The sequence below is a fragment of the Phenylobacterium sp. GW821-FHT12F10 genome (assembly GCF_058806695.1).
On sequence record NZ_JBXAPY010000001.1, the window covers coordinates 303,518 to 325,039 of the forward strand.

The 21,522-nt window shown below is 66.6% G+C and carries 20 protein-coding genes; 7 read left to right on the forward strand and 13 right to left on the reverse strand.

All coding sequences use genetic code 11. The features are described from left to right. Window positions 1–40: 40 nt before the first annotated feature. The 3 genes from AC1RN5_RS01575 (at window position 41) to AC1RN5_RS01585 (ending at window position 3,992) form a co-directional block, all read left to right on the forward strand. A complete protein-coding gene (locus AC1RN5_RS01575) occupies window positions 41–1,816 on the forward strand; it encodes a DUF885 domain-containing protein (RefSeq protein ID WP_493039526.1) in 1,776 nt (591 codons plus the stop codon). 270 nt (window positions 1,817–2,086) lie between these two features. Continuing rightward, window positions 2,087–3,097: a zinc-dependent alcohol dehydrogenase family protein gene (locus tag AC1RN5_RS01580; RefSeq protein WP_493039527.1), complete on the forward strand. Its 1,011-nt coding sequence runs from the start codon at window positions 2,087–2,089 to the stop codon at window positions 3,095–3,097. 328 nt (window positions 3,098–3,425) lie between these two features. Continuing rightward, complete coding sequence (locus AC1RN5_RS01585) at window positions 3,426–3,992, forward strand: hypothetical protein (protein WP_493039528.1); 567 nt, start codon at window positions 3,426–3,428, stop codon at window positions 3,990–3,992. Window positions 3,993–4,053: 61 nt separating this feature from the next. On the opposite strand, the gene AC1RN5_RS01590 is transcribed toward AC1RN5_RS01585, so the two are convergent. Further along, complete coding sequence (locus AC1RN5_RS01590) at window positions 4,054–4,473, reverse strand: MerR family transcriptional regulator (protein ID WP_493039529.1); 420 nt, start codon at window positions 4,471–4,473, stop codon at window positions 4,054–4,056. A gap of 54 nt (window positions 4,474–4,527) precedes the next feature. On the opposite strand from AC1RN5_RS01590, the gene AC1RN5_RS01595 reads away from it, so the two are divergent. Continuing rightward, on the forward strand, window positions 4,528–6,474 hold the full coding sequence (locus AC1RN5_RS01595) for a TonB-dependent receptor plug domain-containing protein (RefSeq protein ID WP_493039530.1): 1,947 nt from the start codon (window positions 4,528–4,530) through the stop codon (window positions 6,472–6,474). A gap of 64 nt (window positions 6,475–6,538) precedes the next feature. On the opposite strand, the gene AC1RN5_RS01600 is transcribed toward AC1RN5_RS01595, so the two are convergent. Continuing rightward, on the reverse strand, window positions 6,539–7,192 hold the full coding sequence (locus tag AC1RN5_RS01600; RefSeq protein WP_493039531.1) for a leucine-rich repeat domain-containing protein: 654 nt from the start codon (window positions 7,190–7,192) through the stop codon (window positions 6,539–6,541). Between the two features lie 3 nt (window positions 7,193–7,195). Continuing rightward, window positions 7,196–8,143, reverse strand: a complete 948-nt coding sequence (locus AC1RN5_RS01605; protein ID WP_493039532.1) for an amidohydrolase family protein — start codon at window positions 8,141–8,143, stop codon at window positions 7,196–7,198. 108 nt (window positions 8,144–8,251) lie between these two features. On the opposite strand from AC1RN5_RS01605, the gene AC1RN5_RS01610 reads away from it, so the two are divergent. Then, complete coding sequence (locus AC1RN5_RS01610; protein ID WP_493039533.1) at window positions 8,252–9,277, forward strand: lysine-2,3-aminomutase-like protein; 1,026 nt, start codon at window positions 8,252–8,254, stop codon at window positions 9,275–9,277. A gap of 117 nt (window positions 9,278–9,394) precedes the next feature. Here the strand turns inward: AC1RN5_RS01610 and AC1RN5_RS01615 are convergent, their stop codons facing one another. Next, window positions 9,395–9,814, reverse strand: a complete 420-nt coding sequence (locus tag AC1RN5_RS01615) for a CBS domain-containing protein (protein WP_493039534.1) — start codon at window positions 9,812–9,814, stop codon at window positions 9,395–9,397. A 127-nt stretch (window positions 9,815–9,941) separates the two neighbouring features. Here AC1RN5_RS01615 and AC1RN5_RS01620 point away from each other — a divergent pair, with 127 nt between their 5' ends. After that, the gene (locus tag AC1RN5_RS01620; RefSeq protein ID WP_493039535.1) at window positions 9,942–10,535 is read left to right on the forward strand and encodes a hypothetical protein; all 594 of its coding nucleotides are present in this window, start codon (window positions 9,942–9,944) and stop codon (window positions 10,533–10,535) included. On the opposite strand, the gene AC1RN5_RS01625 is transcribed toward AC1RN5_RS01620, so the two are convergent. From AC1RN5_RS01625 to AC1RN5_RS01635, 3 genes are all read right to left on the reverse strand, one after another. Further along, a complete protein-coding gene (locus AC1RN5_RS01625) occupies window positions 10,532–10,762 on the reverse strand; it encodes a hypothetical protein (protein WP_493039536.1) in 231 nt (76 codons plus the stop codon). The genes AC1RN5_RS01620 and AC1RN5_RS01625 overlap by 4 nt on opposite strands. Before the next feature lie 61 nt (window positions 10,763–10,823). Then, window positions 10,824–11,447, reverse strand: a complete 624-nt coding sequence (locus tag AC1RN5_RS01630) for a terminase small subunit-like protein (RefSeq protein ID WP_493039537.1) — start codon at window positions 11,445–11,447, stop codon at window positions 10,824–10,826. A 142-nt stretch (window positions 11,448–11,589) separates the two neighbouring features. After that, entirely contained in the window at window positions 11,590–12,027 is a 438-nt protein-coding gene (locus AC1RN5_RS01635) for a PaaI family thioesterase (protein ID WP_493039538.1), read from the reverse strand. 524 nt (window positions 12,028–12,551) lie between these two features. Here AC1RN5_RS01635 and AC1RN5_RS01640 point away from each other — a divergent pair. Continuing rightward, window positions 12,552–13,484: a hypothetical protein gene (locus tag AC1RN5_RS01640; protein WP_493039539.1), complete on the forward strand. Its 933-nt coding sequence runs from the start codon at window positions 12,552–12,554 to the stop codon at window positions 13,482–13,484. 274 nt (window positions 13,485–13,758) lie between these two features. Here the strand turns inward: AC1RN5_RS01640 and AC1RN5_RS01645 are convergent, their stop codons facing one another. From AC1RN5_RS01645 to AC1RN5_RS01670, 6 genes are all read right to left on the reverse strand, one after another. Further along, on the reverse strand, window positions 13,759–14,619 hold the full coding sequence (locus AC1RN5_RS01645) for an SDH family Clp fold serine proteinase (RefSeq protein WP_493039540.1): 861 nt from the start codon (window positions 14,617–14,619) through the stop codon (window positions 13,759–13,761). A gap of 428 nt (window positions 14,620–15,047) precedes the next feature. After that, window positions 15,048–16,136: an acyl-CoA dehydrogenase family protein gene (locus tag AC1RN5_RS01650; protein WP_493039541.1), complete on the reverse strand. Its 1,089-nt coding sequence runs from the start codon at window positions 16,134–16,136 to the stop codon at window positions 15,048–15,050. A gap of 178 nt (window positions 16,137–16,314) precedes the next feature. Next, window positions 16,315–17,523, reverse strand: coding sequence for an acyl-CoA dehydrogenase family protein (locus tag AC1RN5_RS01655; RefSeq protein WP_493039542.1), 1,209 nt, complete (start codon window positions 17,521–17,523; stop codon window positions 16,315–16,317). A gap of 87 nt (window positions 17,524–17,610) precedes the next feature. Then, on the reverse strand, window positions 17,611–18,819 hold the full coding sequence (locus AC1RN5_RS01660; RefSeq protein ID WP_493039543.1) for an acyl-CoA dehydrogenase family protein: 1,209 nt from the start codon (window positions 18,817–18,819) through the stop codon (window positions 17,611–17,613). Between the two features lie 69 nt (window positions 18,820–18,888). Next, complete coding sequence (locus AC1RN5_RS01665) at window positions 18,889–20,100, reverse strand: acyl-CoA dehydrogenase family protein (protein ID WP_493039544.1); 1,212 nt, start codon at window positions 20,098–20,100, stop codon at window positions 18,889–18,891. Window positions 20,101–20,184: 84 nt separating this feature from the next. After that, complete coding sequence (locus AC1RN5_RS01670; RefSeq protein WP_493039545.1) at window positions 20,185–21,408, reverse strand: acyl-CoA dehydrogenase family protein; 1,224 nt, start codon at window positions 21,406–21,408, stop codon at window positions 20,185–20,187. Between the last annotated feature and the right edge of the window lie 114 nt (window positions 21,409–21,522).

A 21,522-nucleotide genomic window follows, 5' to 3' on the forward strand; every position in this document is an offset into this window, starting at 1 on the left:
CCCCTGGTAACACTGAACGTAACAGGACCAGGAAACGCCCATGCCCCACTTCTCCCGCCGCACCCTGCTCGGCATGACCGCCGCCGCCCCCTTCACCTTCGGGGCCCTGGCCCAGGCCGCCACCCCGGCCGACGCCAGGTTCGAGGCCCTGGCCAAGGGCTGGGTGGACGCCTCCATGCGGCTGTCCCCGGTCAGCGCCACCCAGATCGGCGACCACCGCTTCGACGACCTGATCGACGACATGGGCCCCAAGGGCCGAGCCGCGGTGGTCAAGCTGGCCTCGGAGACCCTGGCCGCCCTGAAGGCCACGCCGCGGGCCCAGCTCAGCCGCGCCAACCAGGTCGACGCCGCCATCCTGGAGAACCAGGTTCGCAGCGACCTCTGGACCACCCAGACCCTGCAGCCCTACGCCTGGGACCCGCTCACCTGGAACGCCGTGGCCGGCGGCGCCCTCTACACCCTGACGGCCCGCGAGTTCGCCCCCCTTGAGGTACGCCTGCGCAGCGCCACCGCGCGCATGGAGAAGCTGCCGGCCCTGCTGGCCCAGTGCCGCGCCGACCTCGTCCCGGCCCGCGTGCCGAAGATCCACGCCGACACCGTGGTGGGCCAGAACAAGGGGCTGCATTCCCTGGTGGACGGCGTCGTCGCCGACGCCGGCAAGCTGCCCCCCGCCGACCGCGCCCGCCTGGAGGCCGCGGCCAAGACCTGCAAGGCCGCCATCGACGAACATCAAAAGTGGCTGGAGACCGTGCTGGTCCCCGGCGCCAAGGGCGACTTCCGCCTGGGCGCCGAGCTCTACGACGCCAAGCTGGCTTTCGCGCTGAACTCGCCGCTGAGCCGCGCCGAGATCAAGACCCGGGCGCTCGCCGAGATGACCTCGCTGCGGGCGACCATGTACGACATCTCGGCGAAATTCCTGGCCGGCAAGCCCGGCTCCCCGCCGACGCCGGCCAATCCCACCGAGGCCCAGCGCCAGGCCGCCATCGAGGCGGCGCTGGAATACGCCTATGCCAAGAAGCCCGCCCGCACCAAGCTGGTGGAGGCCGCCGAGGCCTGCCTGGTCCAGGCGACCGCCTTCGTCCGTGAAAAGAACATCGTCACCGTCCCCAGCGACCCGGTGAAGATCGGCCTGGTGCCGGAGTTCCAGCGCGGCGTCGCCGTGGCCTATTGCGACGCGCCGGGCCCGCTCGATAAGGGCCAGCAGACCTACTACAAGATCTCGCCGATCCCCGACGACTGGACCGACGCCCAGGCCGATAGCTTCCTGCGCGAATACAACAGCCTGGGCATCCAGGAGGTCACGGTCCACGAGGCCATGCCGGGCCACTACCTGCAGCTGGCCCACGCCAACGCCTATCCCTCGGTGCTGCGCGCGGTGCTCTCCTCAGGGCCCTTCGTGGAGGGCTGGGCCTGCTATGCCGAGGACGTCATGGCCGACGAGGGTTACCTGGACCGAGACCCCCTCTACCTGCTGGTCCACCTGAAGCTCCAGCTGCGGGTCTGCGCCAACGCCCTGCTGGACCAGGCCGTCCACGTCGACAACATCAGCCGCGAGGACGCCATGAAGCTGATGACCGTCCAGGCCTTCCAGCAGGAGCGCGAGGCCGCCGGCAAGTGGGTCCGCGCCCAGCTCAGCCAGGCCCAGCTGCCCACCTATTTCGTCGGCTGGGAGGAGCACAAGGCCCTGCGCAAGCAGGCGGAGGCCAAGTGGGGCAAGACCTTCACGCTGAAGCGCTACCACGACGGCATCCTCGCCTACGGCTCGCCCCCGGCCCGGTTCGCCGGCCAACTGCTGTTCGACCTGCCGATCGCGTAATTCCACCCCGTCATCCCGGCCGCAGCGAAGCGGAGAGCCGGGACCCAGGGGCCGCAATCAATCCCCCTGGGTCCCGGGTCTCCCTGCGGTCGCCCGGGATGACGGGAATTGTCAGGGGGCGGGGGCTAGGTCTTCTCCGCCGTCGACAGAATCTCCGTCAGCTGATCCGCTCATCCCGGCGAAGGCCAGGATGAGCGGATGTGTGTTGCGTTCCCCGAGGGGAGCCGCGTCTCACTGTCGCCAACGAAATTCAGCATTAGGCGACACCCCATGAAGGCCATCCAGACAGTCCACCCCACCGGCCTCGACACCCTGCGCTACGCCGACATCGCCGACGCCAAGCCCCCGGCCGCGGGCGAGATCACCGTGCGCCTGCGGGCCAGCTCGCTGAACTATCACGACTACATGGTGGTCCTGGGCGCCATCCCGACGCCGGAGGGCCGCATCCCCATGTCCGACGGCGCCGGCGAGGTGACGGCCGTCGGCGAAGGCGTGCGCGAGTTCGCCGTCGGCGACCTGGTGGTCTCCACCTTCTTCCCCGCCTGGCTGGACGGGGTCGACGCGCCGGACGGCGGCTTCTCCGGCGTGCCCGGCGACGGGGCCGACGGCTACGCCCGCGAGATGATCACCACCGCCGCCACCTCCTTCACCCACGCCCCCAAGGGCTGGACCGCCGCCGAGGCGGCCACGGTCACCTGCGCCGGCGTCACCGCCTGGCGCGCCCTGGTGGCCGACGGCCAGCTCAAGGGCGGCGAGACCGTTCTTGTTCAAGGAACCGGCGGGGTCTCCATCTACGGCCTGCAGATCGCCAAGGCCTATGGCTGCACCGTCATCGCCACCTCCTCCTCGGACGCCAAGCTGGAGCGGCTCAAGGCGCTGGGGGCCGACCACCTGATCAACTACAAGTCCGAGCCCGCCTGGGGCGCGGCGGCGGCCAAGCTCACCGGCGGCCGCGGCGTCGACCACATCCTGGAGATCGGCGGCTCGGGCACGATGCCGGAGTCCATCAACGCCACCCGCAACGGCGGCCACATCGCCGTGATCGGCGTCCTGGCGGGCTATGCCGGCCCGATCCCCACGGTCGCCATCATGGGCAAGCAGCTGAAGGTCCAGGGCCTCACCGTCGGCAGCCGCCGCCACCAGCTGGACCTGATCCGCGCCATCGACGTCGCCGGCTACCGCCCGGTGCTGGACAAGTCCTTCCCCCTGGAAAACCTCGCCGACGCCTTCCGCCACCAGGCGTCGAACACCCACTTCGGCAAGATCGTGGTGGATATCTAGGCGGAGGGCGGTCCCACCAAGATCCTCCCCCAGGCCGCAGGCCGATGTGGGGGAGGTGGCGCGGACCGCAGGTCCGTGACGGAGGGGGATGGACGTAGTCCACCCCTCGACACGAAAACCAGAGTCAAAGTCCCCCTCAGTCAGCTTCGCTGACAGCTCCCCCAGAGGGGGAGCATCTCGCAACCCGGCTGTCGCCCCTATGAAGGGCGGCAGGCGTCTCCACCCCATCGCGCCCCTGGTTGTGCCACCCTCCAAAATACATCCAGGGCGGAGTCGCCCGAACCTTGATGTTCTGCGTTTGTTCCGACATCGGAGCAGAGCCTGCGTCATGAGCGAGTACATCCCGCCGCCCAAGGGCTGGCGCGTCTTCAACGGCGAGCTGGTCCCCGACCCCACCCTCTGGGGCTACATGCACCGCCGGCAGATGGTTCGCGGCGCCTGCTACACCCGCGACTGCCGGCGCAACTACAACCTCGACGTCGAACTGCTGCTGCGGCGCGGCTACGCCCATGTGTCGATGAAGGAGATCCAGCGCCAGCTGCTCTGCCACATGCCCGGCGGCTGCCGCATGACCTTCCGCGACGAGAAGGAGGGCTCGGGCCTGCCCCTGTCGGTCCTGGCCGCCAACCGCGAGGTCCGCATCCTCTTCCGCTGCGGTGGCTGCAAGTGGGAGAAGTCGGTCACCCCGGCCCAAGCCATCGCCCAGCTCGTGGCCGCCAAGACCGGAACCTCCAGCACCCTGCACACCGACCTGACCAGCAAGACCACCAAGCCCTGCCCCAAATGCGCCGCCGCCAAGTGGACCTGCGAGGTCCGCTGGCCCACCGCGCCGAACGACAAGACCTACGGCCAGCGGCGCCTGGAGGAGCTGGCGGCTGCGCGGGGGCGGCGGTGAGCGGCCGGCGCACGACCCCGGCCCGCGCCGCGAGCTGAGCGCGATCCCCCGGCCTGCCACCTCATCCGTGTGCGCAGGTCACATCCCCCAGCGCCTCGATCACGTGGCATTCCCCCGCCGGACCGCTGCAGCCGGCCGCCGTCATGCGCTTCAGCTCCGTGCGCAGCGCCTCCAGCTGCCGAATCTTGGCCTCCACCTCGGCCAACTGCGCGGCGGCCAGGTGATTGGCCTCGTCGCAGGGGCGCTCGGGATCGTCGCTCAGGGCCAGCAGCGAGCGGATCGCGTCCACCGAGAACCCGAGCTGTCGCGCATGGCGGATGAAGGACAGCCTGCGCACCCCACCCTGGTCATAGACTCGCCGCTCGCTCTCGGTCCGGTCGGGCGGCGGCATCAGGCCGATCTGTTCGTAGAAGCGGATGGTGGGAACCTTCACCTGCGTGCGGCGGGAGAGCATGCCGATGCTGAGGACGCTGTCTGTCATGCCGCGACGATAGGGCCTTGATCCTCTAGTCACTAGAGCCTGTACGACCGGCGCATGACCAACGCCCCCCTCGCCGCGCTTTCCGCCCTCGCCCTGGCCCTGACCGCCGCTGAAGCCCACGCCCAGGACCACGACGATGAGGTCGAGGAGCTGGTGGTGGAGGCCACCCGCTCGGGCCGCCTGGTGCAGGACGAACCCATCCGCGTGGAGGTGATCAATCGCGAGGAGATCGAGGAGAAGATTCTCATGAAGCCCGGCAACATCGCCATGCTCCTCAGCGAGACCGGCGGCTTGCGGGTGCAGGTCACCTCGCCCGGCCTGGGCTCGTCCAACATCCGCGTCCAGGGCATGCGTGGCCGCTACACCCAGCTGTTGGCCGACGGCCTGCCGCTCTACGGCGGCCAGGCCTCCTCCATCGGCCTGCTGCAGATCGCGCCCACCGACCTGGGCCAGGTGGAGGTGATCAAGGGCGCGGCCTCGGCCCTCTACGGCCCGTCGGCCCTCGGCGGGGTCATCAACCTGGTCTCCCGGCGGCCGGCGGCCGAGGCGCAGGGCGAACTGCTGGCCAACCTCACCAGCCGCGACGGCCAGGACCTCACCGCCTACGGAGCCTCGCCGTTGAGCGATGGCTGGAGCGCCTCGATCACCGCCGGCGCCCACCGCCAGAGCCGCCAGGACCTGGACGGCGACGGCTGGGCCGACATGCCGGGCTACGAGCGCTGGACCCTGCGCCCGCGGCTGTTCTGGAGCGGCGCCGGCGGCGCCAGCGTCTTCGTCACCCTGGGCGCCCTGGACGAGGACCGGCGGGGCGGAACCCTTCCCGGGCGCACCGTCCCCGACGGGACCGCCTTCCCCCAGGATCAGGAGACCCGCCGCTACGACGCCGGCCTGGTCGGCAAATTTCCGCTGCAAGGCCTGGGCGTGGCCCATCTGCGCGCCTCGGCCATGACCCAGGATCATAGCCACCGGTTCGGCGCGGTGCGGGAGGACGACCGCCACACCACCCTGTTCGCCGAGGCCTCCCTGTCGGGCCAGGCCGGGGCGACCAACTGGCTGGGGGGCCTGGTGGGCCAGAGCGATCAGTTCCGGTCCAAGACCTTTCCGGCCTTCGACTACACCCACGCCGCGCCGGCCGCCTTCGTCCAGGTGGAGCAGGACGTGACCGACGATCTCACCCTGGCCGCGAGCGCCCGGGTGGACGCCCATAGCCGCTACGGGACGAAGTTCAGTCCCCGTCTCTCCATGCTGTACCGTCCCGGTCCCTGGACCTTCCGCGCCACCCTGGGCCGCGGCTTCTACGCGCCGACCCCCTTCGTCGAGGAGATCGAGGCCGCGGGCCTTTCGCGCCTGGAGCCGCTGGCCGGCCTGAAGGCCGAGGTGGCCGAGAGCGGCTCGGTGGAGGGCGGCTACCGGTCAGGGCCGCTGGAGATGAACCTGGTGATCTTCGCCTCCAGCATCGCCGACGCCGTGCAGCTCCAGACCGTCGGCCCCGCCGCAGGCGGCGGCGCGGTGCGGCTGGTGAACGCCGCCGGAGACACCCGCACCCGGGGCGCCGAGGTCCTGCTCCGCTACCGGTGGGACGAGATCACGCTCACCGGCAGCTACGTCCATGTCGACGCCACCGAACCTGACCCCAGCGGCGCGGGGCGCCGGGCCATTCCCCTGACCCCGCGCCATACCGCCGGCCTCGTGGCCATGTGGGAGCCGCAGTGGGGGCGCGTGGGACTGGAGGCCTACTACACGGGCAGGCAGGCGCTGGAGGACGACCCCTACCGCGGCAAGTCCAAGCCCTACTTCGAGTTGGGCGCGATGGTGGAGCGCCACTTTGGAAACGTCAGCCTCTTCCTGAACCTCGAGAACCTGCTGAACATCCGGCAGACGGAGTACGCCCCCATCGTCCTCCCCCGCCGCGCCCCCGACGGTCGCTGGACCACCGACGCCTGGGCGCCGCTGGAGGGGTTCGTCGCCAATGGCGGCGTGCGGGTGAGGTTCGGCGGCTGACGTCTCGACGGGCCGACGCCCACGCGGCCTTGCCGTTCATCGGTGGTGGAACCTCGGTCCCGGCTCACCGATAGATCGCGCACCCCCGCGCCTCGAGGTCGGCGAACCAGGGCGGCGGGTCCAGGGCCACCCAGCGCAGGTCCAGCTTCTCCAGCCGGGGCAGGGCCGCCAGCGCTTCGGGCAGGCTCGTCAGCGGATTGCCGCGCAGGTCCAGCTGCCGCAGCTCCACGAGGTCTCCGATCGCCGCCGGCAGGGTCGTGAGCCGGTTGTTGCGCAGGTGCAGCTCCCGCAGGTTGGCGAGCCGCCCGACACTGTCGGGGATCCTCGTGAGCCGGGCGTCGGTGATCCGCAGCTCCAGCAGCCCGGTCATCGCGCTCACCGCCTCGGGAAACACCTCGAACGGGTTCTCGCTGAGGTTCAGGTAGCGCAGCCGCGTCATCCGCGCGAGCGAGGCGGGCAGGGCGGTCAGCCGGTTGTCGTGCAGGTAGAGGAAGTCCGCCAGTCCCTCGATCTCCCCGAGCGCCTCGGGCAGCTGGGTGAGCGCATTGTGCCCCAGGTCCAGCATCCGCAGCGCCCTCAGCCGCCCGATCCCCTCGGGCAGCTCGGTCAGCCCGTTGTCGGCCAGGACCAGGGTCTCCAGGTCCGTCCGGTCCCAAAGCCAGTCGGGCGCGGCGCCGAGATTCTGCTTCCAGAGGGAGAGGTCGCGGCCCTCGTCCATCCCCTACAGCCCCAGCACCCGCGCCGCGTTGCCGCCCATCCACTTGGCCCGCACCTCGGCCTTCAGGGGCAGCTCGTCGGCCTCGGCCACCAGCTGCACCAGGGGGACCATCGAGGTGCCCCAGCCGGAGCCGAAGATGATCTTGTCCTGCAGCCCGCGGGCTCCGTAATAGATCAGGGCCTCGTAGCCCGCCCCCGGCGAGAGCATGTACTTCACCCGGCGGCAGGCGAAGTCGATGTAGACGTTCCGGTGCCGGCCGGCGATCGCCACCATGTCGGGGATCCAGGGATAGCCGCCGAGGCCGGAGACGATCCTCAGGTCGGGGAAGGCGATGGCCAGTTCGTCGATATATTTCGGGTGGGCGTAGTCGTAGGGGCGGTCCGACAGCAGGTGGACCCCGACGGTGATCCGCACCGGGATGTTCAGCTCCACGCACTTGGCGAGGAAGGGCCGGTAGGCGGGATCGTTGATGTAGCGCTGCTCGCGGTAGGAGCTGATCTCGAAGCCCTTCACCCCCAGCTCCCGCACCCCGTGCTCCAGCGCAGCAACCCCGGCCTCGCCCTCGTCGCCCCAGATGCGGAACCAGGGGATCAGGCGGTCGGGATATTCGGCGGCGAAGGCGGCCACGTCCTCGTTGCTGGCCCGGCGGCCCGCATTGCCGATGCAGGCCATGGCCACGCCGGCCTGGTCCAGCATGGCGATGACCTGCTCATGGGTCATGGCCTTGGTCATGTCGACCTCGCAGAGCTTCAGCGCCAGGGCCGTCAGGCCGATGGTCTGCTTGGCCTCGTTGAATTCCTCCAGGGACATGCCGATCTGGGCCGCCCAGCCGGGCGCCATCTGCTGGGCGTAGCCCTCCTTGTCGAAGCCGCGGCCGGACTTGATGAGCCGCACGGTGTCCTCGACGGCCTCCTTGGTGGGGGTGTCGCACTCGAAGTCGATGATCTGCATCGGGGGTCTCTTGAAAATGGGCTGCCTAAGAATTCACCAGAGGTGGCACAGCCCAGCTTGCCCGACAATATTTGCCGCGCGCCCCCGTTTGCGTCATAGGGGCCGCCCGTGACCGCCACCCTCCGCAACCTTCCGGCCCTGCTTGAGGCCGGCCTCCTCGAGGCCGAGCGCCTGCCCGCCCTGGAGCGGGTGGCCGCGCAGTACGCCGTGGCCGTGACCCCGGCCATGGCCGGGCTGATGGAGGAGCCCGGCGTCGCCCGCCAGTTCCTGCCCGACCTCGCCGAGCTCACCGTCCTGCCGGGCGAGGACGCCGATCCGGTGGGGGACTTGAGCCACATGCCGGTGGAGGGGATCGTCCACCGCTATCCCGACCGGGTGCTGCTGAAGGTGACCCACACCTGCGCGGTCTATTGCCGGTTCTGCTTCCGCCGCGAGATGGTGGGGCCGACCGGCGAGGTCCCGGCGCTCACGCCCCAGGCCCTGGACGCCGCCATCGGTTACATCGCCGCCCATCCCGAGATCTGGGAGGTGATCCTCACCGGCGGCGATCCCCTGGTGCTGTCGCCGCGCCGCCTGGCCGACATCCTGGGCAGGTTGGGGAAGATCGAGCATGTGAAGGTGCTGCGGATCCACACCCGCGTCCCGGCCGTCGATCCGGCCGCCGTCACCGAGGCGCTGGTGGCGGCGCTGAAGGTCCCGCCCCAGGCCCTCTATGTCGCCCTGCACGCCAACCACGCCGCCGAGCTGACGCCCGCGGCGCGGGCCGCCTGCGCCCGGCTGGTGGACGCCGGCATTCCCATGGTGGGCCAGACGGTGCTGCTGAAGGGGATCAATGACGACCCGGCGGTGCTGGAGGCCCTGCTGCGGGCCATGGTGGAGAGCCGGATCAAGCCCTACTACCTGCACCACGGCGACCTGGCGCGCGGCACCAGCCACCTGCGCACGACGCTGGCCGAAGGCCAGGCGGTGATGCGGAGCCTGCGCGGCCGGCTCTCAGGGTTAGCCCAGCCGACCTATGTGCTCGATATCCCCGGCGGCCACGGCAAGGTGCCGGTGGGGCCGGACTATCTGGCCTCCGACGGCGCGGTGGAGGACCCCGACGGGACCCTCCACCCCTATCCGCCGAAGCCGTAAAGTCCCGCTCACCCCGGCGAAGGCCGGGGCCCAGATACATCCGCCGAATTCAGGTCGGAATCCGAGGCTGTGACCTATGACCTGGGTCCCGGCCTTCGCCGGGATGAGCGGAGGGTCTTACGCGTCGTTGTCGGTGGAGATCTCTTCGAGGGTCTTGCCCACCACCTTGGCGCCGTAGTCCACGGCGATGTCGCCGAGGCTGAGGATGCCCACCAGCTTGCCGGTGTCGTTGGCCACGACCAGGCGGCGGATCTGGTGGCTGGCCATCTGGGCGGCGGCGTCGGCCAGGTTGTCGTCTTCCTTGCAGGTCTGGACCTCGCCGCTCATCACGTCGCTGACCGGGGTGGAGAGCTGGCCGCCCTTGGCCACCACCTGCAGGACGATGTCGCGGTCGGTGACCAGGCCGACGACCTTGCCGTCCTCGACGATCGGCACGGCGCCTGAGTCGATGTTGAGCATGATCCCGGCGACCTTCTGCACGCTGTCGGCGGGCGCGGCGGTCACCACCTGGGCGGTCATGGCTTCACTGACTTTCATCGGGGTCGTCCTTCGTGTTGGGGGAGCAGACACGAGAACCCGCCGCACGCCCAGGCGTTCCCCGCGCACTCTTGACGGGAACGAAAGAGGAACGATAGTCTCAAGCTCCACTTTAGGGAGCGGGGCGATGGGGCTGACACTATCCTGGGTCGCCGTCGACGGGATCGGCAAGGACGAGGCGCTGGGGCGGCTGGGGCTGGAGGACTCGGGCGATCCGGCCGAGTTCTGGCAGCGGCGCGCCCAGACCTGCGCCGAACTGCCCAACGGCCGGCTGCTGCTGGCGCGCGGCGAGATCGACGCCTTCAGCCCCGCGGAGATCGCGGCCCTGTCCCAGGGCGCCCGCCTGGTCAGCGCCTATTGCAGCGAGACGGTGATGTACAGCGGCGCCAGCGGCTGGACCGACGGCGCCCGCCGGTGGGCCATCGACCACGACCCGGAGCGCGGCCTGAGCGATCTCGCGGTCGAGGGCGAGGCCCCGCCCGAGCTGAACGCGATCCTGGCCGCCGCCCGGGCGGCCCAGGCGGAGGAGGGCGGTGACGAGGCCGATGTCGACGTCGTCTTCGATGTCCCCATGGAGCTGGTGGGCGTGCTCTGCGGCTGGCGTCCCGACCGGGACAACGAGGCCTGGGGCGAGATCGAATTCACCCGCCTGCGTCGCCTCGGCGAGCCCGATCCGCCGCCGAAGCGATCCTGGCTCGCGCGGCTGCTGGGCCGGGGCTAGGACGGCCGCTCGGTCTGTTTCAGGGCGTGGCGGAACATCAGCACCCCCACCACCGCCAGCAGGGCCCCCACCGCCGGCAGCAGCAGGCTGGCGGGCATGCCCAAGGTGAACAGCACCCGGGCCCAGTCGTCGTCGGTGCGGTAGGCCGCCGTCAGGGCGAAGGCCGCCACGGCCACCCCCACCAGGGCGGTGATGATGGCGGTCAGCTTGTAGAACAGGTTGCCCATGGCGCATCTCCGGCTAGGCCCCGATCCTGGCGGCCCGCGCCGGGGCCCGCCTTGACCTCCGTCAAGGCTGGAGCCGGGTGCGGTAGAGCTTGGGGGTCAGCCGGCCGATGCGGCCCTCCAGCCAGGCCACGTCCCGCTTGGCGGCGCGCAGGCCGGTCAGCTCCACCTGGTCCACCACCCGGTCGATATCCACCTGCAGCATCAGCCGCTGGGTCGCCCGGGCGCGTTCGTACATGGCCCGGAACTCCGGCCTCTGCCGCAGCCAGCGATAGACCATCCTGGGCGTCGGCAGGCTGGGGTCCTCGGCCATCTGCGCCAGGGTCGCCCCGCCCGCCACCGCCTGGCAGAAGGCCCAGGCGCGACAGAGGGTGTAGCGGCTCTTCTGCCCGCCCGGACGCCCCCGCCGCTTGCCGAATTTCGCCTGATAGCCCCGCCGCTCGGCCGCAACGTGATCGCGCGACCACAGGGTGTTCTCGGCCAGCACCCGGCGGACCTCCGCGTACGCCTCGGCGAAGTCCTCGTGCATCTTCAGCCAGCGATAGAGGGTCGCCCGGCAGGGCATCTGCGGATCGGCCACGATGGAGGTGATGGTCTCGCCGACCTCGACCCGGGCCAGGATCACCCGCCCGATGGCCGGCCGATAGGCCGAGGGCTTCCACCCGCCGGTATGGTCGAAGTCCGGCACGACCCGCTCCCGCGGCGGCCGCCAGGGGTTGGCGGGAGAACAGGGCGGATCGAACCTCGACACCGGGGGGAGTGTGCCATGGAAGCCGGCGAATGTCGAACAAAACAAGAACATTTATCACCCGCTGATGAGCGGTAAGGGGTTATTTCCCCGCCGCCGCCCGCGCCGCCCCCTCGACCCGGGCGCGATCCATCAGCCGCACGGTGGACGACGCCTTGGCCAGGACAGCCCCGGACGCGTCCGTCAGCCGCCCCTCCAGGAAACAGACCGAGCGCCCCTGCCGCTCCACCCACCCCTCGGCGATCACCAGGCCGGGCCGCGCCGGCGCGAAGAAGCTGACCTTCAGCTCCAGGGACATCGGCGTCACCTCGCCCCCGGCGGCGCTGATCGCCGCGTGCGCCATGGCCGCGTCGAGCCAGCCCGAGATAAAGCCCCCCTGCACCACCCCGCCCGAGTGGCACATATGCGCCCCCGCCACATACTCGATCACCGCGCGGCCCTCAGCGTTCGACACCACGCGCTGCTGGCCGAGGGTTTCGTTGAGGGAGGGGGAGGCACCAAGGCTCGCAGCGACAGCCATAATATTGCTTAAGATCGAAACGCGTAGATCAGTTGTGGATCTTTAGATTTCCAATCAATGCGCTCTCAACAGCTTGAAAATCAGCAGTTAATTTCTCAAAAGTTCCAGCCGTCTTAGAGTCTATAGGGTCGACGCTGTTCGCAGAGCTTAAATGCGAAGAAGTCGTTACTATTCTTGTAGCGCTAACGACTGTAACCGCGCGCACTCGGTCGAATGTGGAGCTGGACCAAGTCGAAATGCGATCAGCACCGTTAGGCAAAAGGACGGCATTTTTGGAGCCAGAGGCGGGTTGCGAACCTTGAACGGTTACCGCAGTCCCTCCGGACTTTCCATGCGCGTTCTGAGCCATCTGAAATCCTAAGTGAGCGAGGTCGCTAAGGCCAAGCGAAACGATAGCATATTTAGACTCGTGCGAAGCTGTAAATTAAAGTTTGCGACGGAAACAAAACGTGTAAACGACGGTTAAGGGTGCCGTTATAGAGCGCCAGCAAAAGCTGTTGCCTCGTAAGGGGGTATTCGTCGTCATGGACCAAATAGTGCTAGTTGATGGCGAGAATGGTGGTGACAGGACCGTTTCAGACGAAGGTCTCGCTCATCTAAATTTCCTGCTAGCCGAAGCTTGTGCGGCCGCTCATGCTGCTTTGACCTCGTGGCAAGCCGAAAATGCCCTGCTGTCGACTCCTCTGTCCGAAATAATAGGCGTCATGGACGCCCATCGTTTGACGGTCGCAAACGACTTGGGCGATGCCGGCTTTGTCCTCGATGAAACGAAGGAAATACAGTTCAATGCCTCTGCGTTAGAGAGGGTCGTTCGTTTCGTTGTGGATTTATTTGGTAACGGCCTGCCGGCAGAAGAAAAGCGGAACGTAGAGATTGATGCCGTGGGGCTATATATATTTCATGAATTGTCACATGTGCTTCAAAATTTTATTACGCATCCTCAAGCTAAGGCTATTAAGAGGACCTTCGGCGCTGATGAGGTCCCGAGGATGGATGTTATTTCAGATATCCGAGCCGCGCACTGCGTTGCGTTGACGAAATTGGATAGAGGAAAGTCCCTAGAAGATTCTGCATACCTGAAATGTTACCGCGATAATATTATGACCTCGTACGAGGTTCTAATAAATGTATTTGGGGTTCAGAATTCGGACGGGAAAAAGAAAAGAGCGCTGGGATTGCTGACGAACGCAATGCTCGCTCAAGAGGCTATCAACGCGGAACCAGAGGCGAAAGCTGAATTAATCAAGCAGGCTGTGAGACCGACCTTCGTCGCAGTAGATCCCGAAGATCAAGCTATACTCTGCCAAATTTGCGGAAGCGGCGGATGGACAATTCTCTTCCACGGCGTGGTCAAGACAAACCGGATAAGCTTAGAAGAGATGTGGAATTTAGTTGGTGATATAGATCCGGCCGACATAATAGCGCTATTGCAGGCATCCTATCAGCAGCTCAAGTAGACTAATTGTCAGTGTAATTTGAGGTTAGTCGGCGAAAAATATCTGCCCATTTCCTTGGGACGATATGGACACCACCTCAGCGGTCGTTCGATTTTGTAATCCCCGAAGGGTTATGCGACCGCCGCCTCTAGCTGCAGCCCGAGCTAGGGAAATCAAGTCGGAGGTTGATCGAGTAGAAGCCGTTAACTCGAATCCCCCGCCTGCTAGGGCGATTTGAATTAGTTCTGCGGTTGGACGGGCGTCGAACATTTTTGTGTTCTGATATTCTGAGGATTTAAGGTGTTGGCGTAATCGGCCGGGACATTGAGAATATATTTCCCTCAAATATCTTTCCGAAGCTTCCCGCCTTAGCGTCATGGTCATACATGCAGTAAAGCATCCAAATACGACGCCAGAGCTCGTCATTTGGAGGCCAATATTCGACGTCCAATCCTAGCGCATGGGCTTCCGAATAGTCGATTACTGCGCCGTGAGATTTGTACCCCGACGAGGCGGAGATTTTGGCGATGGACTCGTCAATCTCAGCGGCAGAGCGTGCGCTCATCATGCCCCGCTCAAGGAGATCACGGCTGAGTGCAATCATCCGATCAACAGCCATTTGAGCCATTTGCTGTAGGTGCCAACCGAAAGCTGGATCTTGCGCTATTAACTCGCATGGGACCATCCCGTTGGCGGTGCTCCAGTGCGGGTCGATTGGCCCCAGTTCAGAGTTGACCCCGAGAATAATTTTGTTGGACGAAAGTGCGATTACCGTACCTGCAGACTTGGCCCAGCTTGGAACGATAACGCGGTAATCGTCTAAATAAGATTTTAGTATAGAGATAATCTTCTCGGCAGCATCGACCGATCCACCAGGCGTCTGAAGAAGAATATCTGCTGATCGTCCTGAAATGCCACTTAACATTTCTGAAAGATCATCTGGATCGGTATGATTTATTTCCTCGCTCAGCTGCGAGTAAAAAACAATTAAGGGCCGACCCGTCGAATGCTCCACATCGCGAATGAGGAGTTGCCTTAGATATCTATCTTTTTCCTTTACCCAGTATTTCGGTGACTGAGTAGGAAGATCAGCGGATCGGGGAAAGCGTTCCCACGAGCTTAGCGGTTTGGGTGGTGACGCGGCGTTGGCGGTCATTCCTATCCTGCGGAAATACAGTCGCGCCCTTGAGATTCGGCTCCGACTTCGGGGATGGAAAAACAATCACGGGCTTGGGCCCAACGCCACTGCTTTTAATTTCATCACCTAGATTTACACGCTTCGGTGTTTGCATCTGGACCTCTCTGGCTTCGCCCTCCTGCCATCCGCAACGCGCAAAATCGCGGAAGGTTCCCGGTTCGTTCTCGGAACGGCGACCGTATGTAGTTTCCTGGTGGCCTATGTCAATCTTTACCGTTGAATATTTGGTTACGGTGCCCTGAGCCGGGGGTGTTGACAAGTAGTCGAGTGTGGCCGGACGACCTGCCAAGATGGCCTGAAAAACCCCGCCGGCTCGCACCAGCGGGGTCTCTCGCTTCTAGCTCAGAGCCCGTCCCGACCCTCGGCAAGCCGAGGGTCGAAGCGGCCTAGTAGCCCTGGATCTTGGCGTACCGGTCGCGGTGGAACGCTTGGTTCCCAAACGCCGCTTCCGCGGCGCGGGCGCGCTTCAGATAGAAGCCGGCGTCGTGGGCGTCGGTCATGCCGATGCCGCCGTGCATCTGGACCATCTCGTTGGAGACCAGGTGGAAGGTGTCGCCCATCTTGGCCTTGGCCAGGGAGACCAGCTCCGGCACGTCCGGGGTGCCGGCGTCGATCGCCTGGAGGGCGGCTTCGACGGCCGAGCGGGCCAGTTCCAGATCGGTGAACATCTTGGCCGCGCGGTGCTGCAGGGCCTGGAAGGAGCCGATCACCTGGCCGAACTGCACGCGGACCTTGAGGTAGTCCAGGGTGGTCTCGAAGGCCTGGACGGCGGCCCCCAGCATCTCGGCCGACAGGGCGGCGCGGACGCGGTCGAGGACCTTTTCCACCAGCTCTGCGCCGCCGGTCAGGGGCTCGGCGGCCGCGCCCTTGAACTCGATATTGGCCGCGCCGCGGCTGTCGGCGAGCGCCAGGCGCTTGCGGCTGACGCCGGCGTCGTCGCCGCGCACCAGATAGAGGCCCACGCCGTCCGGGCCCTTGGCCGAGACGATCAGGACGTCGGCCTTGTAGCCCTCCAGCACGAAGGTCTTCTTGCCGGTGATCTTGCCGCCGGCGAAGGTGGTGTCGACCTTGTCGGGGTTGTGGTGGGCGCCTTCGTCGACGGCGAGCGCGCCGACGGCGGTGCCTTCGGCGATCTTCGGCAGCCACTCGGACTTCTGGGCGTCGGTGCCGCCCAGGACCAGGGCCGAGGCCGCGCCGACGGCGGAGACCAGCAGCGGGGAGGCCGTCAGGGTGCGGCCCAGCTCTTCCAGGATCAGGCCGATGGACAGGTAGCCGAAGTCGGACCCGCCGTATTCCTCGGGGATGATCACCCCGGCCCAGCCCATCTCGGCCATTTCGTTCCAGGCGGCGGCGTCGTAGCCGATGTCCACGCCGCTATCGCGCATCTTGCGGAAGGCGGTCACCGGGCTCTTTTCCTGGGTCCAGCTCTTCGCGGCGTCGCGGAGCATGCTCTGTTCTTCGTTCAGAACGGCCATTTCAAATAATTCCCTATTGAATCTCGAAGTTGGTTTGTTTTGCGAAAGCGGGGGTCCCCTCCCACGTCATCCCGGCCGAAGCGAAGCGGAGAGCCGGGACCGAGGGGGGATTGCTCCGGCCCCTGGGTCCCGGATCGGCCTGGCGGCCGTCCGGGATGACGTCAGAGAGAGCTCCGCATCAGTTGTTCTGCGTCAGGTCCGGCAGGCCCAGGATGCGCTTGGAGATGATGTTGTTCTGCACCTCCTGCGAACCGCCATAGATGGTGGTGGCCTTGCCGCCGAGCCAGCCGCGCACGGCGCCCAGCTCCTCGGCGGTGAAGTCCTCGCCTTCCCAGCCCAGACCCTGGTGACCCATGATCTCGAGGGTGAGTTCGGCGCGGTCCTGCATCCAGCGGGTGCCGGCGTTCTTCATGATCGAGGTCGCGGCCGAGGGGCCGGAGTTCGAACGCGCTTCCATCATCGACCGCACGGCGGTCTGCTGGAAGGCGCGGCCGTCCATCTCGTTCATGATCAGGCGGGTGCGCAGGTCGGTGTCGGCCAGGCGGCCGGTCTCATCGACCCCCACATAGTCCTTGGCCATCTGCACGACGCCGCGGCCGCCGAAGCCCATGCCGCCGCCACCGGCGCCGGACAGGCCCGAACGCTCATGCTGCAGCAGGCGCTTGGCGATGGTCCAGCCGCCGTTCAGCGGGCCCACCAGGTTCTTCTTGTCGGCGATCGCGTCGGTGAAGAAGGTTTCGCAGAAAGGAGAGTTGCCGGCGATCAGAGGAATCGGGCGGACTTCGACGCCCGGCTGATGCATCGTGAACAGCACGAAGGAGATGCCTTCATGCTTCTTCGAAGTATCCGTGCGGACCAGGCAGAAGCACCAGTCGGCGTATTGGGCGCCGCTCGTCCAGATCTTCTGGCCGTTAATGACGAAGTGGTCGCCCTTGTCTTCGGCCTTGCACTGAAGACTTGCCAGGTCGGAGCCGGCGCCCGGCTCGGAGAAGCCCTGGCACCATTGCAGCTCACCCTTCACGATCGGCGGGATGTGCTCCTGCTTCTGCTCTTCCGTCCCGTACTCCAGCAGGGTCGGGCCGAACATCATCACGCCCATGCCGCCGATGGGGTTATAGGCCCCGGCGCGGGCCAGCTCCTGCTGGATCACGCGCGCCTCGGCGGGGGACAGGCCGCCGCCGCCATAGGCCTTGGGCCAGGTGGGGACGCCCCAACCCTTTTCGCCCATGGCCTTGCGCCAGGCTTCCTGCTCCGGGGAGGGCGTCGAGCGCTCTTCCCGCATCATCGGGTTCGGACGGCCCTTGAGGGACGCGGGGAAGTTCGCCGCGATCCACTCCTTGGCCTCGGTGCGCAGGGCGTCCAGGTCGCCGCCGCCAAAGTCTGCCATTGAAAAAGTCTCCTTGAAAATCAGGTCGTTCGAAACGGGGTGGCCCCGCACCCGCGATGGGCGGGAAGCGGGGCCTTGAAGGCCACTCTAATGGCTTTGCGTAAGGTCAGGCAGCCCCAGAATCCGCTTCGAGATGATGTTGTTCTGCACCTCGTTGGAGCCGCCATAGATCGAGCCCGCCTTGCCGGAAAGCCAGCTGCGCACGGCGGCCAGCTCCTCGGGCGTGAAGTCGGCGCCTTCCCAGCCCAGGCCCTGGTGGCCCATGAACTCCAGGGTCAGCTCGGCGCGGTCCTGCATGGCCTTCATGTTGGCGTTCTTCATGATCGAGGTCGCCGCCGAGGGGCCGGAATTGCCCTTGGCCTCCAGGGCCGCGCGACGGACGGTGAGGGCCAGCGCCTTCTTGTCCATCTCGTTCATGATGATGCGGGTGCGCAGGTCGCTGTCGGCCAGGCGGCCGGCGGCGTCCTCGCCCACATACTTCTTGGCCACCACGCCCAGGGCGGGTTCGGCCACCGGGCCGGCGCGGCCGCCGTTCATGCCCGAGCGCTCGTGCTGCAGCAGCCGCTTGGCCACCGTCCAGCCGCCGTTCAGCGGGCCGATCAGGTTCTCCTTGGGGACCTTCACGTCGGTGAAGAAGGTCTCGCAGAAGGGCGAGGAGCCGGCGATCAGGCGGATCGGACGGACCTCGACGCCCGGCTGGTGCATGTCGAACACCACGAAGGAGATGCCTTCGTGCTTCTTCGACTGGTCGGTGCGGACCAGGCAGAAGATCATGTCGGCGTATTGACCGCCGCTCGTCCAGATCTTCGACCCATTCACCAAGAAGTGGTCGCCCTTGTCTTCAGCTTTCGTCTGCAGGGAGGCCAGGTCGGAACCGGCACCCGGCTCGCTGAAACCTTGGCACCACCGGACCTTGCCGGTGACGATGTCGGGGATATACTTGCGCTTCTGTTCCTCGGTCCCGTATTCCAGCAGGGTCGGGCCGAACATGCCCACCCCCATGCCGCCGATCGGGTTGACCGCGCCGATCTTGGCCATCTCGGCCTGCAGCACGCGGGCCTCGGCCGGGGACAGGCCGCCGCCGCCATAGGCCGCCGGCCAGGTGGGAACGCCCCAGCCCTTGGCGCCCATGCGCTCCTTCCACACGGCGAAGTCGCCGGTGGGCTTGTCGGGGCTCATCAGAGCCGCCTGCTGAGCGTCGACATTCTTGCTCAGGGACTTGGGGAAATTCGCCTCGAGCCATTCGCGCGCTTCGGCGCGGAAAGCGTCGAGATCAGCGCCTCCGAAATCTGCCATGAAAATTCTCCCTTAAATTCAAATTCTTATAAATCACTATAGCACAAAAAGCGGTCTTTCGGAGTCCCCCTACTTGGGGTCCGGCAGGCCGAGGACGCGCTTGGAGACCACGTTGAGATTGATCTCCGAGGTGCCGCCCTCGATGGAGTTGCCCTTGGAGCGCAGCCAGGCGCGCACCGTGGCCAGCTCATTGGCTTCAAAGCCCTCGCCGTCCCAGCCCAGGCCGTTGTGGCCCATGGCTTCCACCATCAGCTCGTTGCGGTCCTGGGCGATCTTGGCGCCGGCGTACTTCATGATCGAGGTGGCCGAGGAGGGGCCCTGGTTGGACTTGGCCTCGTCGGCCGCCCGGCGCACCGTCAGCTGGAAGGCTCTCGTCTCCATCAGGTGCTCGGTGATCCGGCGGCGCAGGTCGGTGTCGGCCAGCCGGCCGGTCTCGTCGGTCCCGATGTAGTGCTTGGCCGCCTCGTTGACGGTCATGGTGGCCTGGGCCGCGCCCAGGTTGCCGCCGCCCAGCCCGGCCGAGATGTTGTCGCGCTCGAACTGCAGCAGCCGTTTGGCCACCGTCCAGCCGCCGTTCAGCGGGCCGAACAGCTGGTCCTTGGGGACCTTCACGTCGGTGAAGAAGGTCTCGCAGAAGGGCGAGGTGCCGTTGATCAGCCGGATCGGGCGGACCTCGACGCCGGGGGTCTTCATGTCGATCAGCAGGAAGCTGATGCCCTCATGCTTCTTTGAGGTGTCGGTACGGACCAGGCAGAAGCACCAGTCGGCCAGATTTGCGCCAGAAGTCCAAATTTTTGAGCCATTTACCAGCCAGTGGTCGCCCTTGTCCTCGGCGCGGGTTTGAAGACTCGCCAGGTCGGAGCCGGAGCCCGGCTCGGAGTATCCCTGGCACCAGCGGACCTCGCCCTTGATGATGCCGGGCAGGTGCTGGCGCTTCAGCTCCTCGGTCCCGTATTCCACCAGGGTGGGGCCGAACATCATCACCCCCATGCCGCCGATGGGGTTGCGGGCGCCGATCTTGGCCATCTCCTCGGCCAGGACCCGGGCCTCGGCGCGGGAGAGGCCGCCGCCGCCGTACTGGGCCGGCCAGGTCGGCGTGCCCCAGCCCTTGGCGCCCATGGCCTGGCGCCAGGCCTTGGCGTCGGGGGTCTCGGTCCCGCCCATGGCCGCGGCCAGCTGGGCCGCCGGGTTCTTCTTCAGGGATTCAGGGAAGTTCGCGTCGAGCCAAGCCTTGGCCTCCGCGCGGAATGCGGTGGTGTCCTCGCCGCCGAAGTCAGCCATGGGAAAATCGCCTTCTGAAAATCCGTCGTTCAAATCGAAAGGAAGCGCCGCCCTGAAATTGAGCGGCGCCTTGGATGTAAGCGCTTACTTCGGATCGGGCAGGCCCAGCACCCGCTTGGCCACCACATTGATGTTCACCTCGGTCGTGCCGCCCTCGATGGAATTGCCCTTGGACCGCAGCCAGCCGTGGGTCGCGGTCAGCTCGCCCGGGGTGAAATCGTCGCCGGCCCAGCCCAGGCCCTGATGGCCCATGGACTCGATCATCAGCTCCGAGCGTTCCTTGGCGAATTCGGCGGCCGCGTACTTGATGATTGAGGTCGCCGCGCTCGGCCCGTTGCTGGCCCGCGCCTCCGCCGCCGTCCGCGCGATGGTCAGCCGCAGAGAGCGGAAATCCATCTCGTTGCGGGTGATCCGCTGGCGCAGGTCCGCGTCGGCCAGTCGACCGGTGTCATCGGTCCCGTTGTAGCTCTTGGCCACCACCGGCAGGTCCGCCGCCGAGCCTCCGGCCCCGCCGCCGCCGCCGAACCCGCCCGAGATGTTCTGCCGCTCGTACTGCAGCAACCGCTTGGCGATCTCCCACCCGCCGTTGACCTTGCCCACCAGCTGGTCCTTGGGGATCTTCACGTCCGTGAAGAAGGTCTCGCAGAACGGACTCTCCCCTGAAATCAACTGGATAGGCCGCGTCTCGACCCCCGGCGTCCGCATGTCGATCAGCACGAAGCTGATCCCCTCATGCTTCTTGCTCGTATCGGTCCGCACCAGACAGAAGCACCAGTCGGCCTTGTCGGCGTAGCTCGTCCAAATCTTTTGGCCGTTAATCAGCCAGTGGTCGCCCTTGTCCTCGCAGCGGGTGGCGAGGCTGGCGAGGTCGGAGCCGGCGCCCGGCTCGGAATAGCCCTGGCACCAGCGGATCTCGCCGCGGACGATCGGGGGCAGGAAGGTCTTCTTCTGCGCCTCGCTGCCGTATTCCAGCAGCACGGGGCCGAGCATCCAGATGCCGAAGGCGAGCACGCCCGGACGGTAGCGGCCGGCGGCCAGCTCCTGGTCCAGAACCCGCGCCTCGGCGGGCGAAAGGCCGCCGCCGCCGTATTCCTTGGGCCAGGTGGGCGTGGTCCACCCCTTCTCGCCCATGCGCTTGGTCCAGACGGCCTGGGGGTCGTCGCCGCCGGCGAAGGCGCGGCCGCCCCAGACGGCTTCCGGATCGGTCTTGGCCTTGGGATCCCGCAGCTCGGCCGGATAGTTGGCCTCCAGCCAGGCGCGAACGTCCTTGCGGAACGTGTCGATGTCGCCGCCGCCGAAGTCGGCCATGGAATCCTCCCGAGGTCTCAAGCTTTTCGCCCGGCCACATTAGCGTCGGGGCCCTCAAGAGCAAGGAACGAAACGCTTGTTTGACCCGGCCCAAAGCTCAAAAATCAGCTATGA

What these genes read in the sequence shown, in the direction of transcription:
- AC1RN5_RS01620 (WP_493039535.1), top strand. Translation starts at nt 9,942, where the DNA reads ATGGGGCTGACACTATCCTGGGTCGCCGTCGACGGGATCGGCAAGGAC.
- AC1RN5_RS01600 (WP_493039531.1), bottom strand. Translation starts at nt 7,192, where the DNA reads ATGGACGAGGGCCGCGACCTCTCCCTCTGGAAGCAGAATCTCGGCGCC.
- AC1RN5_RS01580 (WP_493039527.1), top strand. Translation starts at nt 2,087, where the DNA reads ATGAAGGCCATCCAGACAGTCCACCCCACCGGCCTCGACACCCTGCGC.
- AC1RN5_RS01640 (WP_493039539.1), top strand. Translation starts at nt 12,552, where the DNA reads ATGGACCAAATAGTGCTAGTTGATGGCGAGAATGGTGGTGACAGGACC.
- AC1RN5_RS01670 (WP_493039545.1), bottom strand. Translation starts at nt 21,408, where the DNA reads ATGGCCGACTTCGGCGGCGGCGACATCGACACGTTCCGCAAGGACGTT.
- AC1RN5_RS01645 (WP_493039540.1), bottom strand. Translation starts at nt 14,619, where the DNA reads ATGACCGCCAACGCCGCGTCACCACCCAAACCGCTAAGCTCGTGGGAA.
- AC1RN5_RS01655 (WP_493039542.1), bottom strand. Translation starts at nt 17,523, where the DNA reads ATGGCAGACTTTGGCGGCGGCGACCTGGACGCCCTGCGCACCGAGGCC.
- AC1RN5_RS01605 (WP_493039532.1), bottom strand. Translation starts at nt 8,143, where the DNA reads ATGCAGATCATCGACTTCGAGTGCGACACCCCCACCAAGGAGGCCGTC.
- AC1RN5_RS01590 (WP_493039529.1), bottom strand. Translation starts at nt 4,473, where the DNA reads ATGACAGACAGCGTCCTCAGCATCGGCATGCTCTCCCGCCGCACGCAG.
- AC1RN5_RS01585 (WP_493039528.1), top strand. Translation starts at nt 3,426, where the DNA reads ATGAGCGAGTACATCCCGCCGCCCAAGGGCTGGCGCGTCTTCAACGGC.
- AC1RN5_RS01615 (WP_493039534.1), bottom strand. Translation starts at nt 9,814, where the DNA reads ATGAAAGTCAGTGAAGCCATGACCGCCCAGGTGGTGACCGCCGCGCCC.
- AC1RN5_RS01665 (WP_493039544.1), bottom strand. Translation starts at nt 20,100, where the DNA reads ATGGCTGACTTCGGCGGCGAGGACACCACCGCATTCCGCGCGGAGGCC.
- AC1RN5_RS01595 (WP_493039530.1), top strand. Translation starts at nt 4,528, where the DNA reads ATGACCAACGCCCCCCTCGCCGCGCTTTCCGCCCTCGCCCTGGCCCTG.
- AC1RN5_RS01625 (WP_493039536.1), bottom strand. Translation starts at nt 10,762, where the DNA reads ATGGGCAACCTGTTCTACAAGCTGACCGCCATCATCACCGCCCTGGTG.
- AC1RN5_RS01650 (WP_493039541.1), bottom strand. Translation starts at nt 16,136, where the DNA reads ATGGCCGTTCTGAACGAAGAACAGAGCATGCTCCGCGACGCCGCGAAG.
- AC1RN5_RS01575 (WP_493039526.1), top strand. Translation starts at nt 41, where the DNA reads ATGCCCCACTTCTCCCGCCGCACCCTGCTCGGCATGACCGCCGCCGCC.
- AC1RN5_RS01635 (WP_493039538.1), bottom strand. Translation starts at nt 12,027, where the DNA reads ATGGCTGTCGCTGCGAGCCTTGGTGCCTCCCCCTCCCTCAACGAAACC.
- AC1RN5_RS01660 (WP_493039543.1), bottom strand. Translation starts at nt 18,819, where the DNA reads ATGGCAGATTTCGGAGGCGCTGATCTCGACGCTTTCCGCGCCGAAGCG.